Below are 25,439 nucleotides of genomic sequence, written 5' to 3'. Positions count from 1 at the left end.
ACAGATTGTGTATTTAAAATAAATAATATTGTTATAGATACTCAACTGATGCACCATTAAACATAGTATTTATTATTATCTAGTAACAAGATGATTTTTAATAAAATATTAAAGGTAAAGACTAGTAGCATTTTCTAGAAATTATCTAAAGGATTTTGGTAGCACCAATTAGCTTATTGTAGTATAAATGTTTCATTCACCTAACGTCCTAGAGATATTGCAATACTAAAATAGTATTTGCTACTGCATTTAAACTTAAAATGATCAGCGCATACTTCATTAATATAATGCGCATTATAAGCAACCAGCATTATACATGTTAATTACTGAGTAACGTTTTCCTAGATAAGCCTCTATCTCTTGGCAGTACAGAAAAACATCGCCAGAATTGCTAAAAATATGAAAATGTTAGATTTCAGGATATTAACTTATGAAAGAACAACTTTATGCGAGTTATACAAGTATAAATAAGTTACGGCGCCATTGATACTGAATTTACTAAATCGTTTGAAGTATTTACTGTCCTTATAATAACATACCTATTTGCGTCGCTATATTAAGATTTGCATATTTATTGAAGTAGCTACTGTCTGCAGAATGACCTAATTTAAGGTAGATGCTATAATCTCGTTAATGTACTCTAATTTAACACTCTAAAATATGAATAGTTACTCTACCGTAATTACAGTATGTTTTCTACTGTAATATATACCACGGAGTCAATGCGGATAATCAGTTAAATAGCTAAATTTATAAACAGGTTAACTAATTAATAACCAGATACTAGCTTAGCGGACTCGTCGATAAAATAAGAAAGACTGTTAGGATAGCCTAAAATTCTTCAGATGGTTTACTAACCATCACATATTTAAACACGAACACAGATACTTACGTTAGTGATAATATTAATCAATCCTCTAAATTATTTCATTACACAGCGTATAATTTAAAAAATGACTTTTAGTACAATCATCCCGCCCAACAAAGCAGTTCTTTTAAAAAGCTCCATATGAGATGAGTTCTGATAATATATCATTAATGCTTTATTAATTATAGAACACTATGATGCTCTATACTATCTTCAATAGAGCTCTATGGGCTTGTTTCGTGGAAAGATAATTCAGATTAAATGTATTAGACGATCAATATTATGAATATCTAAGATAATTTAGCTAATATTCATTGATGAACAAAAATTATTCATATAATTCCAAAGTGTGCTCCTCACGAGCACTGTGATTTAATCTAGGGAACGAGTACACCTTCGTTCCCTCACTAATACTGCTTATGTATAATAGCCACGTGGGTTTTTCTTATACCAATTCCAGGCGTCGCTCATCATATCCTGTAATTCGCGTTGTGTTTTCCAATCGAGCTTTTCTGCAGATAGTGAAACATCTGCCCAGCATTCAGCGACATCACCGAGTCGACGTGGAAGCACCTGGTAAGAAATTTTTTTTCCGCAGGCTTGCTCAAAAGCACACAATATTTGCAGTACAGAGTGAGCAACACCGGTACCTAGATTATATACTGACACACCTGTATTAGTATAAATGCGTTCTAACGCTTTTATGTGTCCTTCTGCTACATCCATTACATGAATATAATCACGTATTCCAGTACCATCTGGCGTTGGGTAATCATCACCAAAAATCGCTACTTCTTTTAATTGACCGATTGCCACTTGGGCAATACAAGGTAATAGATTACTAGGTCGTCCTTTAGGATCCTCACCGATTAGGCCAGAGGGGTGTGCGCCTATTGGGTTAAAATAACGCAGAATAGTAATAAAAAATGAGGGCTCTACTTTAGAAAAATCTTGTAAAATATGTTCTATCATTAGTTTTGAGGTACCGTAAGGATTAGTAGTACCGCCAATAGGTGAAGTCTCTTGCAGCGGGACTTTTTTTGGAGTACCATAAACTGTAGCAGAAGAACTAAAGATTAATTGATACACTCCGGCCTGACGCATTTCATCTAGTAAAACAAGTGTACCACTCAGGTTAGTTTGATAATACTCTAGCGGTTGAGTAATAGATTCCATTGCAGATTTCAAGCCAGCAAAATGCATTACAGAAATAATAGTGTGTTCACTAAAAATGCGTTTTAGCACACCTCGATTTCTTATGTCATTTTGATAAAACACTGCTTTTTTTCCAATTATTTCGGAGACGCGCTGCAAAGAGATAGAAGAAGCATTAACCAAATTATCTAATACTACTACCTGTTCATTACGCTCGAGTAATCTAAGTACAGTGTGCGAACCAATATATCCAGCTCCTCCTGTAACTAAAATTGTCATTGTTCCTCCAATTTTTTAGATTTAGTTCTTTATATCAGAGTGAATAGTATGGCATACTGAAGGTTGCAAGCACATATAGAGAGTTAATAACAACGTAAGATTAGTCACATAACGTTGATCAATAAAAAGAGTATCTACCATACCAAGAATTATCGTAGGCATAAGTACTAATAATAACACTGGTTTGGCTGCCGTGCTTGTGCGGATAGCACGAAATACTAGAAAATAAAATGTTAGTACTGCTATAATACCGGTAATACCTTGTAAAGAACCGGCATCAATCAAATCATTGTGCATATGAAATGCTAGGTTTCGCAATGCTTCTGGGTTACCTCGTTCATTTTTTTTAATGTATTCGGTTATGAGAATGAATCGAGTCGCCGCGCTTTGACCAGAAAAACTGTGCTTAATAGCATGTATTCCTGCCTTCCACATGCTGATACGTGATCCGAGTGAAGAATTTCCATCGCCTTTCTGATAATTATTTAGCTCTATGCTAGTTCCAGCCAAGCGTGCCGTAATTTTATAAAAGAAATGACCGGTTATTAAATTAATACATAAACCTGCTATAAAAAAAATAAGTGCTATTTTTATAGCTGAATGGTGCCCATCAAAAAACATAAGTAGTACAATCACTGGATACAGTAATAGTGATGAACGAGTTTCTGTTAGTAAAATCACCCAAAGTGTAATTACTAAAACACAAAAAATAAACAAAGCTTTGTAACGTAACTTAAATAGTGATAATACATATATCGTCAGCAAAGACTGCAACATATAAATATAAGAAGTCATAGTAGAAACTGTTTGAATTTCTAAACGTAGCGCAGGTTTTTGCCAATAAAAATAAAACCCTATGAAGGAAGTGTAAAAAAAACCAACAATAATGAGTGTTGTAGTGATATGTAAAGTCTTTGGATCCCAATAATCATGTGAAGCACCCATACCAAACAGTAATAACGCACCACTTATAAGGCGCCATCCCGTGATCCAGTAATTTTTATCAACTTCAAGTTGACTCAGTGCTACTCCAGGGAAACGCCAATGCCACAATAGATGACTAAAACCAACAATAAATACACCGAAAGATATTAATATAATCTCATGTGGTATGCGACGGGGACGCTGGATAAATAAGGTGCTTAGAGCCACCAACATCGCTAGATAAAATGCATTACGGTTCAGTGTAGTTTCTACTAGACTAGTAGAAACTGCTATTGCAACAATTATAAAACTCAGTTTTTTAGTATTAGCGGCTTTTATTTTGTTCAGCATTTATACCTAATTACTATAAATTATAGTCTTAAAGGTTTATCACTTAACATGAATATTATGTGATAGCGTTCTGCTAAGTGTTAATAGCATATTCAAGAAAACTGGTATATTGCTGTAAAGCAACTTTTAGTAGAGCAAATTATCGACATCTCTTCTCTGTGTATTTGTGTAGTCACATTACATGGATTTTTCAGATTTACATGTAGAACACAGAGAAATCAACCATAAAAGTTTGCATTCGTCACTGTTACTTCGGTTTACTAACTCTGGGTGGTGATAGTCTATTTTATTCAAAAATAATACATCCGCTACCTTATTAGTTAAATTATTTTTAATGATGACAAAGAAATAACATTTTCTGTTGATTATGTCATGTGTCAAATTATTACGCTGACTATGTCTTATACATGCAATGTGTTTATAATGTTTAGATGGGTATAATTTTTAATCTCTATTGTCTGAGCTTTATTTTTAAAATATGTTATAGATATACGTTAATGTTCTTCGCTACGCAAGATATACAGGATGAATGCAGATAAATTGACTGGTGAGTCTTTGATTGTTTTAATTTCACAGGCTATCACACATGTCTTGTATGCTATAGCTTTATGTGTATAAAGCACACTCAAAAGATTGATGTGTAAAAAAACTATTTCGATTAGCTATTAATTTACACTGGCAGTTGTGTAGTATAGATTCTGCCTTTATTAATCTGTTAAGTTGTTCTGTATCATAAAGAGTGACAGTAAATCTATTAAACAATTTATAGATTCTGTAATATCTTCTAGAATTAAATAATTCTCTGAGAATATCTGTGAGATTTCAAATCAAAATTATTAGAGACTCTTTGATATTTATGCGGATATCAACATCTTCAAAGCGAAGATAATCAACAAACGTGAATATTTAATGAATGTAATGATATCTTAAAAAATTCTAGTTTCATAAAATTTACAACATATTAACCAGTTAATACACACTCTTTAAATAGCAAAAGTATTATTCTATAGTTCTAAATGCCAAGAATCCGATGTATGTAGTACAATACACATGTATTAGTCAGTCATGGAGATAAATAGTCAAACTAACTCAAACGCGATGCTTAGTATAATACCAAGTATTGCATGTAGATATCAATAGAATAGTTTCTCTAATTTATTAAGCAATTTACTTAATATAACATTTATTACTAAATATAAACTGAAATCACTATGCTGGTACCAATCAACATAATACCTATCACAATAAATACAGTTATGATTATCAAATTTTCCGTAATCAATCTCTAGATGAGCTATCACTGTATTTTCAGATCAATAAATTTATCAGGTTTGATATGATATTATGAATAGATTAAATACGGGGAATAAAGAATTCAACATAATATCTTGATATAGTTAATAAAATACCAGTAATGCTTAATGCGATCTTCATACTGCGTTTACTTAACGGTTTTCTGTTGATCGAAAAACTTAGAGTGATACGCCTAACTGCATTACTATATAAGATATAGGGTTATCTGAGAAGACATTGCTAATCACGTAATCTTACCCAGAAAAATAGGTTCTTTAAATGTCATTTAATATTTTCGGGTTAAAAACTTGAAACACGCATAATAACATTATAAATGTCAAAAACATTATATCTTTTTTAATTAAAAAAATCAATACGGATTATTAGTTGACTAAACAGAATATGAAAAATTGACAATTATCAATTGTTATATATAAATATTACAAATATAAAGATCAAAAAACATATGCATTACCAGCCCCGCTTTTCTCAATGCTTAGGTTATAGTAATATAACGAAATCAAGGCTTATACAACAGTCTCACAAAAATTTAAATGTCGTAAACGGCACGCTAACATAGTTGCTATGCTACTGGCATACCTACAACTAGCATAGCAAAGTATAATATAAACAAGACTGATCATAAACTTAAAAGTATTTTAAATAGCCTAGAAATGTTTCAGTATACCGATCAAAACTATATTCTATAGTAACCAGGTAAGATAATAGCAACAGATAATGCTAATTAGCACTACAATAGTAGTGTATTATGTATAACATAAAACACATTAACTACTAGGTTTTACGACCTGAAAAGCCCCGTTCTAATGCCCGAATAAAATCTAGATAATGGAAGTGGCTGCGCGCGTGTTGCAAAGTATTCTGACTGAGTGTTAAATAGTTCTGATTTACTAAAACCTCAGAAATTCGCTGAGCACATTCTTTAGGCGAGAGAACTAAAGGTTTCATCATTGTTTGAGTTATAGGATTGAATACTTGATGTGGAAACTTAATATTCAGTCCAGTTAGTGCATGATATTGTAAGACGGTTAGGGTGGGCGCAATACCAATGCCACACTTACCGTTAGGAACGACTTCTGGTTGCCCGTCAATAAGCGGAAACACGACAGGAACACCATGATATACTGCCTCCATACAAGATAACCCAAACGGTTCCGTAACCGGCGAACTAATATAAAAATCGATTATCGTGAAAAAATCAGTCAGGTTGTGTTGGAAGCCAAGAAAATGAACTCGCTGTTGTAGCCCGAGCCTTACTGTGAGAGCTTTCAGCGCATACTCATGAGCTCCTTTACCAGCAATGTATAGTTCTGCGTAGATATTCAGTTTCTTTAATTCTTGAATTATCAGAATAGGTATACCAATTCCTTTAAGTGAGTCTAAACGTGAAGCGGTGCCAAGGTATATTTTGGATCGCGGTTCATCATATTTTTTTTTAAAGGTAATAGGTGGTGGAACACAGTTTTTTATTATTTCTATATGACAGGTTAATTTAAAGCGCTCTTCCATCACTTTTTTAGACGCGCAACTAATCGCGATACAACTATCAATTTTTTTAAAAAAAGACAGGGTTTTATTGTTCTGAGGGAAACGCCAAGAGCAACCATGATCATAATAAATCGCTTTACTATTAAAGATTTTTCTCACTAAATTAGGAATCACATCCCAAAAGATAACACAATCAGCCTGCTGTCGCTCAATCTTGCGTAGTAACACTGTGCTTCTCATAAAAACAGGGTATTTTAGGGTGTTGCCCTGAAAAATCTGGTTAGCAAAAGTTAATTCTGTTCCTCCTAGGAAAGTTGTTATTTCTGAACCTATTTTGTTACTAATGCAAAGGATGCTATCACTACCCGAGGTAGTATGCGCTAGAAACTGCAATAATATTTTTTCGGCTCCACCCATTTTTTCTAAATTAATTATATGTAGTCGTTTCATAATGATTGTTCCTTCAATAAAGCGAACACTTTATCGACTGAGATGGATTTCATCTTATAATTATCTGATAATATTGATAATTGATGTTGTCCGTAACCACCGATCATCTCAGGATTTGTAGGTCCAAATAGTGTAATATTTGGCTTATTAAGCGCGGCAGCAAGGTGGCTTAGTCCAGTATCGACTGATACCACACCTTGAGCACCTGATAACACTTCGGCAATCTGTTGCAAACTAAGCTGTGGAAGTACCTCAATAGATGAACAACCTGCTGCTAATCGAAGTGCACGTTGGTGTGCATGTTCTGTATGCCAAGGTAGCTTAATTTTTATCCCACTGTTAACTGTTAACTTAATCAGCTCACGCCAATTCTGTTCTGGCCAATGTTTATTGGTTCGTGTGGTTGCGTGTAAAAACACTAAATACTGTCCAGCATCAGCCGGGGGCTGATTTAAAAATCGTTGAGAAATAGCATAACAACCGTCGTTGTCTGGCTGATCATAATCCAAGCTTTTAGCAAAAAGTTGTCGCATGCGCTCTACTGCATGCTGTTTTTTAAGATTATGCCGATAATTGTAAAACCAACTGGCTAATGGTTCTTTTACACTGTTATAGCCTTGACCATGTTTACTACCCTTAGCAAAGCGAGTAATTAACACCGAGCTTTTAAGTAATCCTTGGGCATCAATTACTAAATCATAGCGGCGCTTCTGCAGCTCACGTTTGAAGGCAATACGCTGCTGGCGTGTTATACTACAAAACCAGTTTTTTCGCCAACGACGGATAGCCACTGGAATTACACAATCAACAGCTGGATGCCAGGTGGGAATTTGACGAAATCCTTCTTCGACAACCCAATCGAAACGAATGTTCGGTATGGTTTGCATAGCATCAGTCAATGCAGGAAGCGTATGAAGGATATCTCCCATTGAGGATGTTTTAATAATTAAAACCTGCATAGCTATTCCTTTGTTGTTGCCAATAATAGCATAAGGGCTTCTAATACCTGCTGCGGCTGAAGATTAATTAGGCTTACATGATATTTTGTTTTAGTATCGCTGTTACGAACTTTATGATAACCACTAATTAAACGGATTATTTGAGTCTCCTTGGACAATGGCGGCGTAAATTCTGGGCTAGTTGGCCCATACAGCGCTATTAATGGTTTATTTAACGCAGCGGCTATATGCATTAAACCAGAATCATTGCTAATGATTGCCTGACTAGACGCCATTAAAATCATAGCTTCCTCTAGTCGAGTTTTCCCGACTAGATTTAAGCAAAAATTACAGGACGCCGATTCTAATCCAGCATAAATCTTTTCGCCGACTGTAAAATCTTTTTTAGAGCCGAATAGTGTAATACGATAACCTTGCTCAATTAACTTTTGTGCTAATGTAGTGTAATGATAGTGTGGCCAGCATTTTATTTGCCCAAATTCTGCTCCAGGGCAAAAGCTAATCATAGGTCTATGATTATTAAAATTGAATGCAGAAGAGATTTTGAGAATCTCTGCTTCGCTAATTTGTAGCCGTGGAAACAATAGTGGTTGAGGTAGATCGTTAGCACACATAACACTTCTTTTATTATAAGCTAACGCTATATAACGTTGTACCATCAATGGAAATGCAGTTTTATCAAGCACACGCATATCATTAAGCACACCATATCGCATTTCACCTCGCCAACCGATACGTTGCGGTACTGCAGCAAAAAATGGCACCAATGCAGATTTAAATGAATTGCTTAATATATACGCGCGATCATACTGCTTAGCACGCAAGGAATGTCCTAATCGTACGCGTGCGCTCAGACCTAAAGTACCATGATCTAGCGGCATTAGCAGAGACTGATGGACTTCCGGCATCCACATTAGCAACGGTCGGCACCAGGCTACTGCCATCACATCAATTTTTGCGGATGGATACTTTACCTTTAGAGTACGGTAAAGACTCTGAGACATCATCATGTCACCAACCCATGATGGGCCAACCACTAGGATTTTCATTATTCATTTCACTCATATACTACGATTTAACCAAGTCATGTACTCTTTTACCCCTTCAGCAACCATTTTAAATGATGCATTATAGCCAGCAGTACGTAGCTTTGTTATATTAGCCTGTGTATGTACCTGGTAACGTCCTTTCAAATTCTGTGGGAAATCAATGTATTCTATTGTGCCTTTTTGGTGAAAATCTATTACCGAATCGGCGATGGACTGAAAGCTTGCAGCGCAACCAGTACCACAATTAAAAATACCTGACTTACCTGCTTCCCATAACCATAAGTTAACTGCTGCTACGTCGCTAACCCAAATGAAGTCACGCTTAAACTTTTTACTTCCAGAGAAAAGTTGAAGGTTCTTACCATTATGAATTTGGCTATTTAAGTTAAAGGCCATGCTAGCCATATTTCCTTTGTGACTTTCTCGTGGGCCGTAGACATTAAAATAGAGTAAGCCACATATCGGTGAGTGCGCCTTTGGAAATACTGAGCGTACATATTGATCAAACAGAAACTTTGAGTAGCCATAAATATTTAATGGCTTTTGATAACAGCGTTCTTCCATAAATATTTCATGGGCACCATAGGTCGCAGCAGAGGAAGCGTACAGGAACGGGATTTTGCGATCTAGGCAGTAGTGAAGAATGTTTTTTGAGCACTGATAATTATTATTCATCATATATTTACCATCCCATTCAGTAGTAGAAGAGCAAGCACCTTCGTGAAATATGACGTCAATATTACCTAGACTATTCCCACGTACAATTCTAGCTATAAAATCCTCCTTATCAATATAGTCGGTGATATCCAGATCAACGAGATTGATAAACTTCATGCCATTTTTTAGATTATCTACTACCAATATGTCGCTATATCCTTTATTGTTTAATGCTTTAATAATATTACTTCCAATCATACCGGCACCGCCAGTAACAATAATCATTGGGTTACTCCTATCAATCTTGTTTATGGAGCATAATAATTTTAGATTTAATGGTTGACATCTATAGTAATATTGTTTTTTAAAAAAAATAAAAGTGCAGTAATGCACTATAACTACATGCATAAATTATGATGTTATTTCCACGTTTAATGCTTTTGGGTTATTTAATAACTAAACCTGTATACTAAAATCCATTGCAAATTGCAAGGTGGGTGTAATACACATACCCTCCGCATTTTTCACGAAATACTGGACAGTATCTTCAAGGATTATAAATATACATCTGTTATGCTAAAGATTGTAGAAACATAATAATAGCGTGTTAAATGTGGTATTAGATGGATTAAAGCATGATTTTTCGCTGTGCTACAGGATATATCTCATCAATAAGGTTGAGCAATATAATTAACTAATATCAATTGGCAGGACTGGGTTTTTCACTACATTTATGATACATATAATTTTATTATAAAAGCTATAGATGATTTAAAGGTTAAATTATTTACTGCTAAATTTTATTTAGCACTGACTACACTAACCACACATTAACATTATAGTCATTAAGCTAATGCTGAAGTTATAGACGTCAGCTATTCAACTAATAGATGCTGGTAATCCTTTTATATTATATAAAATATAGTAGTATACTAAGCTTACCATGTACCCTGAAATTTGCTAAAATCTCTATAAATAGAGACAGCTCATAACAATAAATGATGAAATCATTCAAAACTACTGAGATTATATATTAGTTTAATTTAGTTTTTAGGTACTCGATAAATTCAGTATATAATATCCGTTACATTTCTAGACTAGATTTTTTAATATTTATTAAAGCAATCGGAACTAATGATATTACTAAATAAGAAGGATTTTGAATAAGTTATTTAACGCATGCTACTGAATAGTCACGAACGCCAAAACAGCTCCGCAAGACCTCTAAATATCTTATTTATTAGAACTCATATGTCTACTAAATGAAGGTGAGTAATAGACTAACTAATCAGTTAATACAAGATGTATTAATTGCATTATCCGCCATTTTAATTGACAAATAGCAATGCAATACACGTAATATGTTAATATTATAAATTTTCTCAACTATGACTATAAGGTTTAATAGCTACACCATATTTAACGTAACAAGATTGTTTATATATGGATATCTAAGTCCCAGATTAATCTAATCATCTTACTAGTAAACCAAACAGCTAACTGCAATATCAACCTTCTTAGATCTAGGGCTTACGAGGGAAGTACCGCAAATAAATTAATCACGATTCAAGTGTCTTGATCAGAAAGTGTTCTGAGTAATTCAGTAAATCTATAGATACTACAATATTACTCAGAAACATTTATTATCGTATAATGCAAAACATTAACAGATATAGTAACGTTTATTTAGTGGTTTAATTGACTAGTTACTAAAAACTATGCCATAACGTAACGGTTAACACAATATTATAATAAAAGAACAACAAATAATCTAGCGCTAAGAAATAACCTGTCTGGGAATAAAAGGTATAGGCAAAAAAATTATATGTCTATTTAAAAGTGTTTTTTAAAAACCGAATTAATAAATATACTCATCTTAATAAAAAGAACTATTTATACTATAGTTGTTGATTAGTCATTTAGGGAATTTTTGTACACACCTATTTTGCGGTTGTACCAAGTCTTATACGATATGCATAGTTATCCTTGAATTTTATAAAAACTTCGGTGGATTGTATTAACTAACATTCTCAAGATCAGTATATTATAGTATAATGTATTATTTTTGTATGATTTGCTGATTTAGTGTATTTCTGAGTTCAGCAGATATATTCTAAATCTTTATTGATTTTTATAATTTACAAGGTTGTGATACCTCATGCTACAAGAAATTATACCGTTTATTAACAAACATCTTTTACTAAGTATAACCTGGGTTACTCTACTTATTGCGGTAATCATCAAGGCTTTTAAAAGTTGTTTTTCTGAAGTTAAAGCGATCTCACCTCATGAAGCTGTGCAGCTAATCAATAAAAAAAACGGCATTGTAGTTGACACGCGAAATCGCAATGATTTTCATAAGGGTCACTTAACTAATGCTACTAGTCTCACTATTAATGATATTAAAAGTGGTAACTTAGGAGATCTAGTAAAACATAAAACACAACCGATTATTGTTGTATGTACTAATGGCATTGCTTCATTCGAAGCAGCAAAAAATCTTTATAAAGCCGGTTTTATACATGTTGTAATATTAAAACAAGGTATTGCTGGCTGGAGCTATGACAACCTGCCTTTAGTAAAGACTAACACTTGTTAAATTATTTAACACTTACAATTTATGAAATATACTGAGGAGAAAATTAAATCTTTTAATATCTCATATAAAGCATCCAGTAAAATTAGGGGTCAAACTATTGTTCTTTTATTAATTTTAAATGTATTAAATCTATACTGTAATACTTTCAGTACCTTTATGTGAACTGACTTAACTCACTTACAATACTTATAAGTTCCAGGCCACAAAGATCTACGAATTCTCAAGCTCAATTCTTGAATACACATATGAATTCTATACTCATGGAGGTTTTGATTTGCTTTTTCAACATGAGTTACCATTATATTCGCAAGTATTAATCGGGTATATATCATTAAGGATATATATAAGTATTAAGGAAAATAGCACAACGATGACTTTTTAGATCAAGCGTATTTACGCTAACATATCTCCTTTTCAACCCCTAACATACCACAAGTTTTTCGACAAGAATGGCAACCAAAAATTACATGCGATATAGATACTATTTCTAGTCAATTAGAAGCCGACATATATGAGGTGATAAAATGTGTAAACTTTACTGCATATCTAGACAACATAATAAACTTTTATGTGAAGCGTAATAGACAGATCTCTTCTCTATAAAAGACATTACAGTTAATCACCTAGCACATTGCATAGGAGCATATTGTCCAAATGTTCTATTCCCATATGTACGTCATGCATTATTTATGTAGTTTTCTCGAGGAACATTCCCATTGATAAATCTGGTACCAGTTAATTTTACCCACTATTTATAGGCTATCTGCAAAAAAAAGAAAAAATAACGAACATTCTCTGAATTAAGTACCTAAAAAATAACATTGACATATTAATTCTTGTGATAAAAAAAATAGCAAACACTATGCATGTTATGCACTGCACCCTGCATCATAAGCCGCATCCGTTGCTATAGAATCATAATTATCTAAAATTTTAAAAATTAGGAAACTATGGCCACACAATCTTCGACCTACCCTACGATTTATAATGCATTGTTACTTAAAGTTGATTTATCTATATTCTAGTCATCAGAATTAATATTCTGACATTAATGCCAAGTTATGTCTAGGATAATCAATATTATTAATTAAAATCCAAACTATACTCAGATACATAGTTTATTAATGATCTACAATTATTATATTATTAAATATGTTCTTCATACAACGCAGAAAGCTAAATTTTATGTGGTATGCAGACAGAGGTACGAAAAGATATAATCGTTATTAGCTGTCGGAAGTATAATGATATAGAGGTTACTCTAACACGCTTACTACCTTGAACATCTTCAGCATTGTAAAATTCACTACCTCATCTTTACTGATGCGATTAATTGTTCAATGTTGATTACATTAAATCTAAAAAATCTACTGTTAACTTGTATACAGCATTTAGATTACATGACTATCACTTTTTATGTTATTAATATTCATAACAAAATAAGTGTAAATAAGTCCTATGACAACAGACTACAATAGATAAAACTCGTAGTACTCAAGTATAATAGCACTATGAAACTAGCTATTTTAATTAAAATATTAGCTTCAAAAAATTCCTGTAGACAATTATGATAAAACATTTTCCAACTGATATAGTTTTATCACCTTGCACTATAAAATTTAAATTATTTAAGATATGCACTGAATTAACTAGAAGTTGCATTTTTTAGCTTTTAGAAGTTATAATGCATTTCATGCATTAGCTTGCCTTGAGGCGCAGTCATATATTTCGAAATAAGTAAAAATTTCCACCATAATATCGCAGTCTAAACACAGTGCTAGTTGTTGCGCATTATCTTCTTCATCAGTGTGTCTCTATACCCATTCTGTTAAATATAGTATAAGGCTATATAGAAAAGGCGTATTAAGGGCTAAACGATTACTATAACCTTATGGTTTTTAATGCTATACAGTAATCAAGGATGGAATAGCTTTCTTGCTAATTGCAACGGTTCGCTTTGATTGTGTATCCAGAACACTACGTTTATATTATCAAATAGCGATGCATTCGAACTATTGTGTATATAATATCCTAAGGATGTAGGATGTCCTGGATTTTTAAATAGGTAATACCACGACTGCTATTTTCTATCCATTAGGTTTTTTAAAAACACAACTATATACCTACTGCATCTCTAATATCACACGCATTCTATTGATAAAAAGACCAGTTGCTTTCTGCTCTTCCTGTTATCATCTATTATTAAACAGTTAATGTATTTTGTGCTTTATAATTATTAAGATAACCGCTAGAAGTTTTATTCTAGGATGGCAGTTATAGTTTTAAAGAATTACTGATATAACGATATCGGGAAGTTGGATAAAGACGAAAAGCGATCTTCGATGATATAGTAATAAGGTTATAATGTAACAACATAGCGTGGATTCTCTGATATATTTCTCTATATTCCTCATTCCTCTATCGTTATCTTCTTCTCTAAAAGAACGTAAATCCTATATCTTCCTTGTAAGATGTGAATTTTTAAAGTTATGACATCAGACTTTCTTATAAAAGCACTGTTAACGATCACCAGTAAAAATAATCATTAGTCTGCTATCTAGTATGTAAACTAGCGTCTAGCAGGTTAATGCATAATGAGTAGTGTGCTCTACCAGTCTAAATATCACTTAATGATTATATCGCGTAGTTTTGAGTACAAAACTATATAACATACTAAATGAATATAGTGCGTAGATAGCATAAAAATTCTATAAAATATTTAGTAACATCTAAACAGGAAGAGCAGAAAGCAACTGGTCTTTTTATCAATAGAATGCGTGTGATATTAGAGATGCAGTAGGTATATAGTTGTGTTTTTAAAAAACCTAATGGATAGAAAATAGCAGTCGTGGTATTACCTATTTAAAAATCCAGGACATCCTACATCCTTAGGATATTATATACACAATAGTTCGAATGCATCGCTATTTGATAATATAAACGTAGTGTTCTGGATACACAATCAAAGCGAACCGTTGCAATTAGCAAGAAAGCTATTCCATCCTTGATTACTGTATAGCATTAAAAACCATAAGGTTATAGTAATCGTTTAGCCCTTAATACGCCTTTTCTATATAGCCTTATACTATATTTAACAGAATGGGTATAGAGACACACTGATGAAGAAGATAATGCGCAACAACTAGCACTGTGTTTAGACTGCGATATTATGGTGGAAATTTTTACTTATTTCGAAATATATGACTGCGCCTCAAGGCAAGCTAATGCATGAAATGCATTATAACTTCTAAAAGCTAAAAAATGCAACTTCTAGTTAATTCAGTGCATATCTTAAATAATTTAAATTTTATAGTGCAAGGTGATAAAATAAATTGTTAGGTTGATAACAATTAATATCTAGAGATATAATTAAATAAAACGTAGGTAACTTGCAACATGATAAGTATACATTCTTATGTTATGACCTCACTTGTTAGTTTGATTAAAAAAAAATCATGAAAAAGTATATATGGTAGTGTTAGTTGTATGGATTTTGAATGGCTGTTTGTTGCATACTCAACGATCAATGAAAATTGAGTCACTTACACCATACATCGTTAAAAAACAACCGCAAAAATCGAACTTTTCAACGATGTCAAAAACATCTAAAATACAGAATTTTGACTGGTTAGGTAGTATACAACCATTAGTGAACCAAATGCTAGAGGCTCAAGGCGTGATAATTGGTAGCCTATTATTGTTAGATGACATGCACAATAACACCAATGGCGCCTTGCCAACAGATAAAGCAACTGACGCCTTATATAAGTCCTTAAAAACTAACTCCATCTTTGGTATAATACAAGAAGCACGACTAATACACGCTAGACAAGCTCTTGGCTTATCTTTACGAGATACCTTTTACTCGCGTAGTAAAGCGATTGGTTTAGCACGCATCATTAATGCACAGTACGTATTACACAGCGATTTAAATGGCGATGTAAAATCACCGATGCTAGACATGCAATTAATACTTGTGCAAACCGGTGAAATTATTTGGTCCGGTAGTGGCACTATTGAACCTGATAACTAAACTACAAATATTATTAAATACACAGCATTTAGAATAGTATACCATGAATTATTATTTTTCGCTGAGTGACATATATGAAAAATAACAATTAGCGTGTTAAGAGTAGCGAAGGAAAAATGGATCTTAAGCAGAAATGTAAAGCACCTTTGTCTTTCTGTTATAATGCGATACTAGATTTGTAGATTTAGCTTGCAATTGATATTCAATAACTTACTGAAAGTGTACTACTTAAAATAATTTCATACCCTGAAGTAACGTAGTTAACTAACAATATAACGGTGGCATTAAATCAATAACCACTTAATTACTATTATTTAAATTTATAACGATACCGCAGTAGCTATTGACAGTAACAAAATAAAAGTTACTCTGAACGTGTATGCATTGTTAGCAGTATGCTAAGTAATATTATTGTTGTTTATGCTACTGTGATGGCTACACTTTAATATTCTCAAAGATAAACTAATCACCAGCGCAGTTGGATTAAAACTCCTTGGCTTATAATACATATATTATAGCAACATTATAACAGACCGTATTATACTATGTCGAAAAATTGTTAAACAGTCACTTCAAGTAGCAACTGTCTATGTTACTATTTCAGTATATCTGACACATTTTACGTTCCGGTAAATGTTGATACTCGCAGAAAATAACTGAAGTTTTTAGTGTTGAAGGACACCACTGTAGAAATAATATGCTGACTTTATATTTACAGGAAGTTGCACTAAGTTACAAAAGCACTGTTTTATTATTACCTAATGTTTTGAGTTTTTTAATATATTGACATAGCTATACCATTTATCTGTTATACTCACTTCAGGTTTTTATATATACTTAACACACTGAAAGTTTTATGTAGCAAATCTAGCAATAATTATTAATGCTATAAGATAATTTTTTTAAGTTTTCACAATATTACGATGTACTATATTTTTATTATGACAACTACTATAATAGGTAAAATAGTAATTATTTTTCTTCCTAAAACTACTATTACCCAGTCTTTTTTTTGATGCTATATCTATATAATGATCATCTTGCTTGTAAAATCAGATATATCTTTATATTATTAGATTCGTGTCGTGAATTACAATAATTCAAAAATTTTCTTACAATGAAATCTATATATGTATACGTAACACAGTATACTCTTCAGGTTTAACGTGCGTGTCATGCTTAAACAAGAAAAAGTCAGCGCTTACCTTTACAAGCTTGTTACTAAACATACCACGGTGCTAGGTCGATTGATCTATTTCAGATAAATCTCATGAATATATATAATAGTGTAGTTTTCCTAAAACTTTGGTTTTTAGTTATTCATAACTTTACATATACTTGTTATACATCAATACAGTATGCATTTACTACACTATAATTTTCTATTAGTGAACTCAAAAAGAACAATTATAAAGCTATATTCGAAATAGTGCAGAAGATACTATTGATTATTACATACCCACTGATTACTGCGGTAATTAATAACAACCTAGTTATTAGATAGTGTGAATACATTTACGGAATCTGATATACTCCAAGGAGATTGTTCTTAGCGCTGATCTTTAGTTTTAATTTAATATCTCCGGATGATCATTGATACTACAGTGATACATAGAAAAACTTATACACGCAAAAAGATTGAGCAATTATGTTAAAGTTTTTATCGTTAGAAGATGGATAAATATCTTTTATTGTATAATATTCTTTATTATAAAATCTGCAGCAGAAGATTTCATTTCTGCCTGGCGTCTCGCAGACTATATATCACGCATCTTGATAGCATGAGTGCGTCTTATCTACAGCAAAGATATTGAATGATTATTCTCATACTCTATTTATTATCTAACTGCACGTGATATATATGTCACTTTAACTTCACTTATTCCTTTATTCACGTAAATAATTGAAGCATTGCTTTCTATACTAGAAAAATTTTATCTATTACAATAAATAGAGCACAGATTATAAAAGTTGGTTGTTAACTCATCAATATTTCTATTAATACCCTATTGATATTTAAAATATAAAAATCCCATCATCCTAGATGATGGGTAGATAGAGGGATTTTAAAATTTAAAAAAAGTGCACAGCTATAACAGAATAGCACCGCTTCAATTAAGGATAAGCTATCACTGGTTATATCATGACATACGGTAGTGCTATCAAATGTTATGATATAGTACACTTTGCATTTTTATCACATTAGAGTTACTTTTTATTAATAAAACAGACATAGATATCCGACACTATGTCCTAAATTATAAAAGTCACCCAACAGCATTGCAATCGGTGTTTCAAAAACTTAGGCTCGTGCAAGTAATCGACGTGCATAAAAGCACTCATGTAAATGCTGCTTACTAAAATATTTTATCTGTTCTTAGTCGCCACCAATTAAGTCTGTAATCCTATAGAATTACGTTCTTACTATATACTTCCTGACTTACTAAAACGAATAAAAAGAGCAAAATTAATTATCTATAAAGTATGGGTAGGATTGATAAAAACTTTGAAGTAAAAAGTTTTATCCAAGATTTTCTAAAATATCGTTAATAATAGATAACCTCATTATATAACTCGAGATAAGTAGGTTAAGCTAACGATTAGCTGGCTATTAACGTTATCAATTCAGTATAAATAGCTCTAGCAAAGTATTGAGAAAAAGCCTACCTTTCTGGGTGATCTGCCAACACTCTGATGTCTCATTTAAATAACCTTTTATGAGCGCCGTATCCAATTGTTGACGTATAACATCTTCTTTTAACCCAGTATAGCTAATAAAATCGATACGTGGTACTGCTTCTAATAAGCGGAATCGATTCATAAAAAATTCAAATGGGCGGTCTGCAAATTCTACGTCATATTGCTTATCTCTATATTTTCCTTGCATAAAACCATATGGATGTTTTGTTTTCGTTGTACGTAGGATACATCCATTTCTAAAGGTTAATTTGCCATGCGCACCGCAACCTATCCCAATATAGTCACCAAAACGCCAATAGTTGAGATTATGCTGACACTGATGATTTAGTTTAGCATAAGCAGAAATTTCATACTGCTGATACCCAGCATCTAGCAATAACTGATGGCCGCACTCAAAAATATCCCATAACGTATCATCGTTAGGCAATACTGGCGATAACGAACCAAATAAAGTGTAAGGCTCAATAGTCAACTGATACCAGGACAAGTGAGGTGGATCTAAAGCGATAGCTTGACGTAGATCACTCAATGCTTCTTCTAAAGACTGCTTTGGTAGGCCGTGCATTACATCAAAGTTGAAACTGCGCAGATTCAGCTTTGATACTAGATTTGCTGAATATTTAGCCTCTTGCTCATTATAGAGGCGTCCTAGACAAATTAACTTATCAGTATTAAAGCTTTGTATGCCAATTGAAATTCTATTTACACCAGCATACTGGTAGCTACTAAAACGATCCGATTCCATGGTGACAGGGTTCGCTTCTATGCTAACCTCGGCGTTATCCACAACACAAATACGTGAACACACGCCACTTAATAACGCTTGTAGCGCCTTAGGGCTTAATAAGCTTGGGGTACCGCCGCCAATAAAAATAGTGCTAATTTTACGATCACCTGCTAGAGGCCTATCAGCATCTAGATCGGCTAGTAGGTGATCAACATACTCCTGATGGGGTAGCTCTCCTTTTAATACATGCGAGTTAAAGTCACAGTAAGGGCATTTCTGCACACACCATGGAATATGAATATATAAACTAAGCGGAGGTAATTTAAGCATTTCTAATACCGATTAGTGTTAACTGCAGTATTTTTCTGCGGTAAGATAGTATAATTTTCTTCATACAGCTATGGATAGCAATTATCCAATTCTTCGCCACTATAAAGAAAGCTAGCTTCTTATAATACTGGTATCTATACATGTCATAATTGTTATATTTATACAGATACCATAGTACATAAGCGATATAAGGAATTGATTTTTTGTAAAGATAGTTTCGCAGACAGTAGAAGCACGCAGGACAATTATCCTGTGATACATTTTTTAAAACACCGCGTGCTATATTGCTGTTTTGAATAAGCAAATTCTTGTTCCATGTAATACACGCAGTAAACTTGCATTACCTTGCTTATAGCAAAGCACTATTAGTCGGAATAATTTTACGATTACTATCTACTCGTTTTTCTGTATCGCGTACATGTCTTCGCAACATATATTAACAAGTACGACTGTTATTAACAGAATCAGAATTACGACCATTTATCATGACTACCTTGCATTTTATGTCCGATACTAGATTTGTTAAGCTAAACTATTTCTTAGATGAACGATGAAATCACGTTGTACATCGTCACTCTTTTAAAATAACTTGATTATGTGTAGTATAGATACACCCTAAAACGAGGGCCTACCATAAACATGGTATGTCTTTTTTACATTGCACAACTTATTCTATTGAATGAGAATATTATGCTATCGCCTTAAACTTCTGGATTAAAAGGAGTTTAATATATTAGCGTGGTCATTCACTTCTAGAAAGTCAGCACAACATGTAACCTTGTTACTAAATACAATCAGAATGTTGTTCTAGCTAGTTTGTAGCTAAGTATAGTTATATTTGCTTTGCTATCTAGCCAATCAAATGATTAGACTTATAGCAAAAACCAAACCGCACCTAACAGATCTATTCCTAGATAATTCATCAAATATAAAAAAAGAACTACCGACATAGCGGAGCAATCAATGTCGCCCATCACTGGAATAACGCGGCGGATCGGTACCATTAAAGGCTCTGTCAACTGAAATATCATATTATTCAGCACGCTATGATCCTGACTGGTCCAATTCATTAAAGAGCGAATAATAATCATCCAGAATATTAAATATCCTGCTGATTTAATTAATGAGATAAGACCAAACAATAAATTATATAAGTTAAATTGTATATTGCTACCTTGAATCAACAATAAAACTGGATACTTAATAAGCATCAATAGAAATGCTAAAATCAGTGATGCACTATCAAGACGTTCTAAAGAAGGGATGATATTACGCAGTGGCGTAACCACCGACTGGGTTATCTTGAACACAAACTTTGAAAATGGATCATAAAAATTCAAGCGGACCCACTGAATCCAAATACACAACAGTAGTACCATTACATAAAGATCAATAACGGTTTTAACAATAAAAGACATTGTCAGCATGTCATAACCTCTCTAATTAATATCATATTATTTAACATAATTTTCCATTCTTGGGTATATAAACCGCCGCTCGTGTAGCTTTTCTGTAGTGTACGGTGCTTGGATAATGTTTAAACACCTGTAGCGCTGCTGAGGTAGCGCTAGCCTAGGCAGTTACTTGATATCTCGCAACGTAGATAATAATACATTTGAGTAAGCTTCTATTAACCCTAAAACATCGATAGCAGGTTGTTGAATTAAATGGCGTGCAATTTGACTGTCAAAACCGATGCATTTATCTTCTTTTCATGACCGTCACAAAGAAATAGGCCGGCGTACAATTTGCTGTGACAAGCATCCGTGAATCCCCCATTCAACATCAACTCAACAGACTTTACCGAGCTCGCTTAATAGATGATCAGTAGTATCTATTGACGATGCTAAAGACTAACCTATGGTGATACACGTAACCTTTCGTGCTTCTGCTAACTAATGATAGTGATTTGACATAACAAAAACAAAAATCAGTTTTGTCATTTAGCAGTTTATAAAAAGATAGACCTAAAGACCAGCGGCAATTAAAATGACTAGTGTTCTTGTAAAAATTAATATTATTTTCTTAATAGTTTGAGATAATATCATTATCTCTGTTTTAACCGCAAGCACCATAACTGCAGCGTTATTTACACTCATAATATTGACTTCGCTACTTACGATACTATAACTTGCCATCAACGTATCTCGATTGTTGATCGAGGTAGCACAAAATTAATTAACGAAGCTGAATACACGTTGCTACAAGGCCCGTGATCATAGCTCGTGTTATATTACCACCATCAATTAAGGCAATCGTACGATATTGCCTCATATTTTTTATTTTCAATCTGTTAAATAATCAGGTTTTAATGTATATCTATGTGTTGTGCATGGCGACAAGTTGAGCTGTTCGGTTTTTCATATTTATCAATATGCACACTGACTACAATAGCACTTGCTTTTGGTATTAGAAAAAAATACACATCTAACAGCACACCTCTATCTATCATCGAAAATAATCTCTAATACTGTGGTAGCTATTAGTTTAGATAAAATTGAGTTATGTCTATACGGCGCTCCATGTTGCCAGCGTTGATAATACATTCAATACATTGCAAAAATTAGTCCGTTGTATACTAATATAAAATTAATAAACTTAACGCCACTTTTACAGTACCTTAGTGGTATAACGCATGCTATGTGATACTTTTTTATAATTTTTATAATATGTTTTGAAAATGATATGTTTTCAATAAAAATTTTTATTCAAAATAGATAACCTACTACTTCACCTTTGAATATGTTACTTTTAAAAACTGTCTCAGGTATAAATTTAGCATTCAGGATTTAAAAAAATAGAGAGTACATCTCAGAAGACATTATTACTACTTGGTTTTTGCCCGGTTTTATACAGTAATGATTTACCATCTCAAGGTAGTATACGTTTGTTATCTTATTAGATTAGTATCTCTTTTGCTTACAAAAATAAAATCTTAGCACTACATCTCATAGTTTAGGACCAGATATTAGCAATATTATCCAGCTTAAGGATGTATATACGTGCAGCTAGATACAACTACAACTGGTATCTAGTATGATAATTTACCCCTAAGAGGTATTAATCTGTATCGCTGTTTTATTCCTTGCATATGATTAAAATTTTCTATGAATATGAGAGATAATAATTTTATCATGTGTTAATTTTAATGTTTCATGAGTCTCTGTTATTGTTCTACTTTATAGTTATTTTTACACCGGATAGCTTGATATAATTAAAATCATTGTAATCCAGTTCATTAGAAATATCTAGAAGCACATATAAAACACTATACCATCTATCATATGTTCGTTATAACTTATTTAGTTAATAAAAATAATCTATTAGGTAGTCTATACAGATTACTCTTTATATTATACGAGTATAACTGCTAGAGTCTATTCTGCCTTTATTTTGCCATCACAAGAACACTCTATAATCTATGAAGACATATAAACCTCATAAAAATACATAGTCTCAATCATTATCTCTGCATTGCAGTCTTGTAAAATAGAATGATAGTTTTAGTTAACTTACATTGTCTTTTTACATTATCTAGTTTGTAGTAAGAGACTTGAAGTCCTGCTCTCTTCCCAAGTAGTTTAACTTCCTTGATTGTAAGATAACAATCTTGCATAAGTTATTTTAATGCAATGAATTACAGATAATATAATAATTAAATAATTTTCTGCTAAATTGAAACTTTCAACGATTAAATGCGTAGTTTATCAGTATGATACTGATACAGTATATCTAATATAATTATGTAAGTTAATTATTAGACTATTCGTAGCTGGTAAAACTATTTTAAATAGTAAATAAAATACAATTTTCTTGTTAATCCTTAGGTAGATTAAATGCGAAGCTATACAAGTAGATACAACGCTTGAGATAATGAATAGCAAAACATCAATAATGTTAATTACACGTTACAAACATCATTTTAAATATGATGACTGATTAATCTTTGTGTGCTGATACTTGTAGGTAATTCGGGAAGTCTAAAAACTAACATATATGACGATTTTTAGAATGACAAATTATCCTACAAGAGTGTTAAACCACCATAAATAACAACCAACTTTGTCTGACTATTTATATGCTTGCATATCTCAACTGATTTTGATGATGTACATCTACTGCGACAATCTCTATGTCATTCACTATCATTGCTATTGCTAATGCTATCATGAAAGTTATTAAAAATTTAGCTATATGTATCAAGAATATATTATTTATAACTATTTAACAATATGCTAAGGTATTATGATAGCTATAGTATTCGCGGAAACGATTTCCAGAACAACAGAACTAGCACTAATTGTACGCCTTTAGCTACTTTAATATCTCTAAAATATTTTAGTTTTAATAATTACACTCTAGTGTTTTTGGAGTGAGAATTATTAGTTATGCATCAATTCCACTAAAGTTACCGACTATAATATGGAAACAGTCTGTACTGCTTGCAATACCAGTATCATGATCTATTATTGTCATACAACTTATAATAGCCGCTACAGAGATAGTCATAAACATGCAAGAAAACTCTTACTTTTATATGAATAGATAACACTGACTGGTCCTTAACTATAATTCTTGAGTAATGCGATATATTGCAAGTACAACATGAATGTGCAACAGTGATGCAGAAGTAACTGATCGATAGATATCGGACACGTACAGACAAAACATCGTACACCCTAAGATAATTTTTTTCTGACAAGATGGATAAGGATTTTTACGACGTCATATACGACGCTATCAGGAATGTTTAAGGTAGCTCATGTATTAACACAATCTAGTTGAGTATTTTTTTGGTTGTATATGTACTTAAATGATATAGTATGAAAACTAACAGCATTGATTCTGGTCAGCCAATATTCGCACGATAATTTTATATTATTTGAAACGTATGCTAAAAATTTGATCGACATGGTAGCATTTTTTATTGTATTTAACCAGTTATGTCATCGTAGCCTAGTTTCTTATTCTTCTCTTTAATGATGTCACAAGCATGATATGTTTGTTGTAGTGGTCAACAACTGTATTCCAAATAATTTCAGTTATAGTGCAGCGCATATATAAGTGACCCCTTGGCATTATATATCAACATATAATTTATATATGTCAATATTCAACATATACACTTTTGAATATGATAAGATATTTTATGTATAATAAATATTATAATCTGTCTTATATCTCTGGTATAAGGGTAAAAGTTTTTCTGAAACAGAATATAGTGTTATACTAGATATATTTACGTAACTTACGTTGTTAGTTTTACATTACATCATTGTAAATAATTTAGTGATTCAAATATTATTGTTGCATTTATATTCAAAATGGCACAACTAATCCATAATATTCATTAAAATTATAAAAAACTTAGAGCATCAATATTAGTTTCTGGCTAAAAAGTATATGTTAAACAACACAGAAATATGATTTAGCTTCTATTCATATCAGAATATCTAATAAGTTCAGCATTATGCACCAATACATGCTGTGACGTGCAATAAAAAGAAAATCTTAACGATTCTTATACTCTGTATGTAACATAGTTCACTGCTTGTA

10 protein-coding genes and 1 pseudogene are annotated in these 25,439 nt (G+C 32.5%); 3 read left to right on the top strand and 8 right to left on the bottom strand.

Features of this window, described 5'->3' with window-relative positions:
• Window positions 1-1,285: 1,285 nt before the first annotated feature.
• The 6 genes from galE to rfaD form a co-directional block, all read right to left on the bottom strand.
• On the bottom strand, window positions 1,286-2,302 hold the full coding sequence (galE, locus tag GIY03_RS01460) for a UDP-glucose 4-epimerase GalE (protein WP_457913941.1): 1,017 nt from the start codon (window positions 2,300-2,302) through the stop codon (window positions 1,286-1,288).
• A gap of 21 nt (window positions 2,303-2,323) precedes the next feature.
• The gene (locus GIY03_RS01455) at window positions 2,324-3,577 is read right to left on the bottom strand and encodes an O-antigen ligase family protein (RefSeq protein WP_457913940.1); all 1,254 of its coding nucleotides are present in this window, start codon (window positions 3,575-3,577) and stop codon (window positions 2,324-2,326) included.
• A gap of 2,088 nt (window positions 3,578-5,665) precedes the next feature.
• The gene (locus GIY03_RS01450) at window positions 5,666-6,829 is read right to left on the bottom strand and encodes a glycosyltransferase (RefSeq protein WP_457913939.1); all 1,164 of its coding nucleotides are present in this window, start codon (window positions 6,827-6,829) and stop codon (window positions 5,666-5,668) included.
• On the bottom strand, window positions 6,826-7,788 hold the full coding sequence (gene rfaC / locus GIY03_RS01445; protein ID WP_457913938.1) for a lipopolysaccharide heptosyltransferase RfaC: 963 nt from the start codon (window positions 7,786-7,788) through the stop codon (window positions 6,826-6,828). The genes GIY03_RS01450 and rfaC overlap by 4 nt, the downstream gene beginning before the upstream one ends.
• 2 nt (window positions 7,789-7,790) lie before the next feature.
• Window positions 7,791-8,837 (bottom strand): ADP-heptose--LPS heptosyltransferase RfaF, encoded by a 1,047-nt coding sequence (rfaF, locus tag GIY03_RS01440; protein WP_457913937.1) that lies wholly within the window; start codon window positions 8,835-8,837, stop codon window positions 7,791-7,793.
• A gap of 12 nt (window positions 8,838-8,849) precedes the next feature.
• Window positions 8,850-9,779 (bottom strand): ADP-glyceromanno-heptose 6-epimerase, encoded by a 930-nt coding sequence (rfaD, locus tag GIY03_RS01435; RefSeq protein ID WP_457913936.1) that lies wholly within the window; start codon window positions 9,777-9,779, stop codon window positions 8,850-8,852.
• A 1,873-nt stretch (window positions 9,780-11,652) separates the two neighbouring features.
• Here rfaD and GIY03_RS01430 point away from each other — a divergent pair.
• From GIY03_RS01430 to GIY03_RS01420, 3 genes and pseudogenes are all read left to right on the top strand, one after another.
• Entirely contained in the window at window positions 11,653-12,093 is a 441-nt protein-coding gene (locus GIY03_RS01430) for a rhodanese-like domain-containing protein (RefSeq protein ID WP_457913935.1), read from the top strand.
• A gap of 382 nt (window positions 12,094-12,475) precedes the next feature.
• Window positions 12,476-12,892, top strand: a pseudogene (gene secB / locus GIY03_RS01425) (protein-export chaperone SecB).
• Window positions 12,893-15,562: 2,670 nt separating this feature from the next.
• Window positions 15,563-16,126 carry a penicillin-binding protein activator LpoB gene (locus GIY03_RS01420; RefSeq protein WP_457913934.1) on the top strand — a complete coding sequence of 188 codons (564 nt, stop codon included), beginning with the start codon at window positions 15,563-15,565 and terminating at the stop codon, window positions 16,124-16,126.
• A 2,620-nt stretch (window positions 16,127-18,746) separates the two neighbouring features.
• On the opposite strand, the gene hemW is transcribed toward GIY03_RS01420, so the two are convergent.
• Both hemW and GIY03_RS01410 read right to left on the bottom strand, forming a co-directional pair.
• Window positions 18,747-19,883 carry a radical SAM family heme chaperone HemW gene (gene hemW / locus GIY03_RS01415; RefSeq protein ID WP_457913933.1) on the bottom strand — a complete coding sequence of 379 codons (1,137 nt, stop codon included), beginning with the start codon at window positions 19,881-19,883 and terminating at the stop codon, window positions 18,747-18,749.
• An 872-nt stretch (window positions 19,884-20,755) separates the two neighbouring features.
• A complete protein-coding gene (locus GIY03_RS01410) occupies window positions 20,756-21,310 on the bottom strand; it encodes a YggT family protein (protein WP_457913932.1) in 555 nt (184 codons plus the stop codon).
• Window positions 21,311-25,439: the final 4,129 nt, after the last annotated feature.

This window comes from Candidatus Gillettellia adelgis (assembly GCA_020541285.1).
GTDB classification, from domain to species: domain Bacteria; phylum Pseudomonadota; class Gammaproteobacteria; order Enterobacterales; family Enterobacteriaceae; genus Gillettellia; species Gillettellia adelgis.
Note: the sequence above shows the minus strand (reverse complement) of the source record. Positions and strands in the feature narration are given on the sequence as shown.

Coding starts and splice junctions, on each gene's coding strand:
- galE (WP_457913941.1), bottom strand. CDS start 2,302: ATGACAATTTTAGTTACAGGAGGAGCTGGATATATTGGTTCGCACACT.
- rfaD (WP_457913936.1), bottom strand. CDS start 9,779: ATGATTATTGTTACTGGCGGTGCCGGTATGATTGGAAGTAATATTATT.
- GIY03_RS01450 (WP_457913939.1), bottom strand. CDS start 6,829: ATGAAACGACTACATATAATTAATTTAGAAAAAATGGGTGGAGCCGAA.
- GIY03_RS01455 (WP_457913940.1), bottom strand. CDS start 3,577: ATGCTGAACAAAATAAAAGCCGCTAATACTAAAAAACTGAGTTTTATA.
- GIY03_RS01420 (WP_457913934.1), top strand. CDS start 15,563: ATGGTAGTGTTAGTTGTATGGATTTTGAATGGCTGTTTGTTGCATACT.
- rfaF (WP_457913937.1), bottom strand. CDS start 8,837: ATGAAAATCCTAGTGGTTGGCCCATCATGGGTTGGTGACATGATGATG.
- rfaC (WP_457913938.1), bottom strand. CDS start 7,788: ATGCAGGTTTTAATTATTAAAACATCCTCAATGGGAGATATCCTTCAT.
- GIY03_RS01430 (WP_457913935.1), top strand. CDS start 11,653: ATGCTACAAGAAATTATACCGTTTATTAACAAACATCTTTTACTAAGT.
- GIY03_RS01410 (WP_457913932.1), bottom strand. CDS start 21,310: ATGCTGACAATGTCTTTTATTGTTAAAACCGTTATTGATCTTTATGTA.
- hemW (WP_457913933.1), bottom strand. CDS start 19,883: ATGCTTAAATTACCTCCGCTTAGTTTATATATTCATATTCCATGGTGT.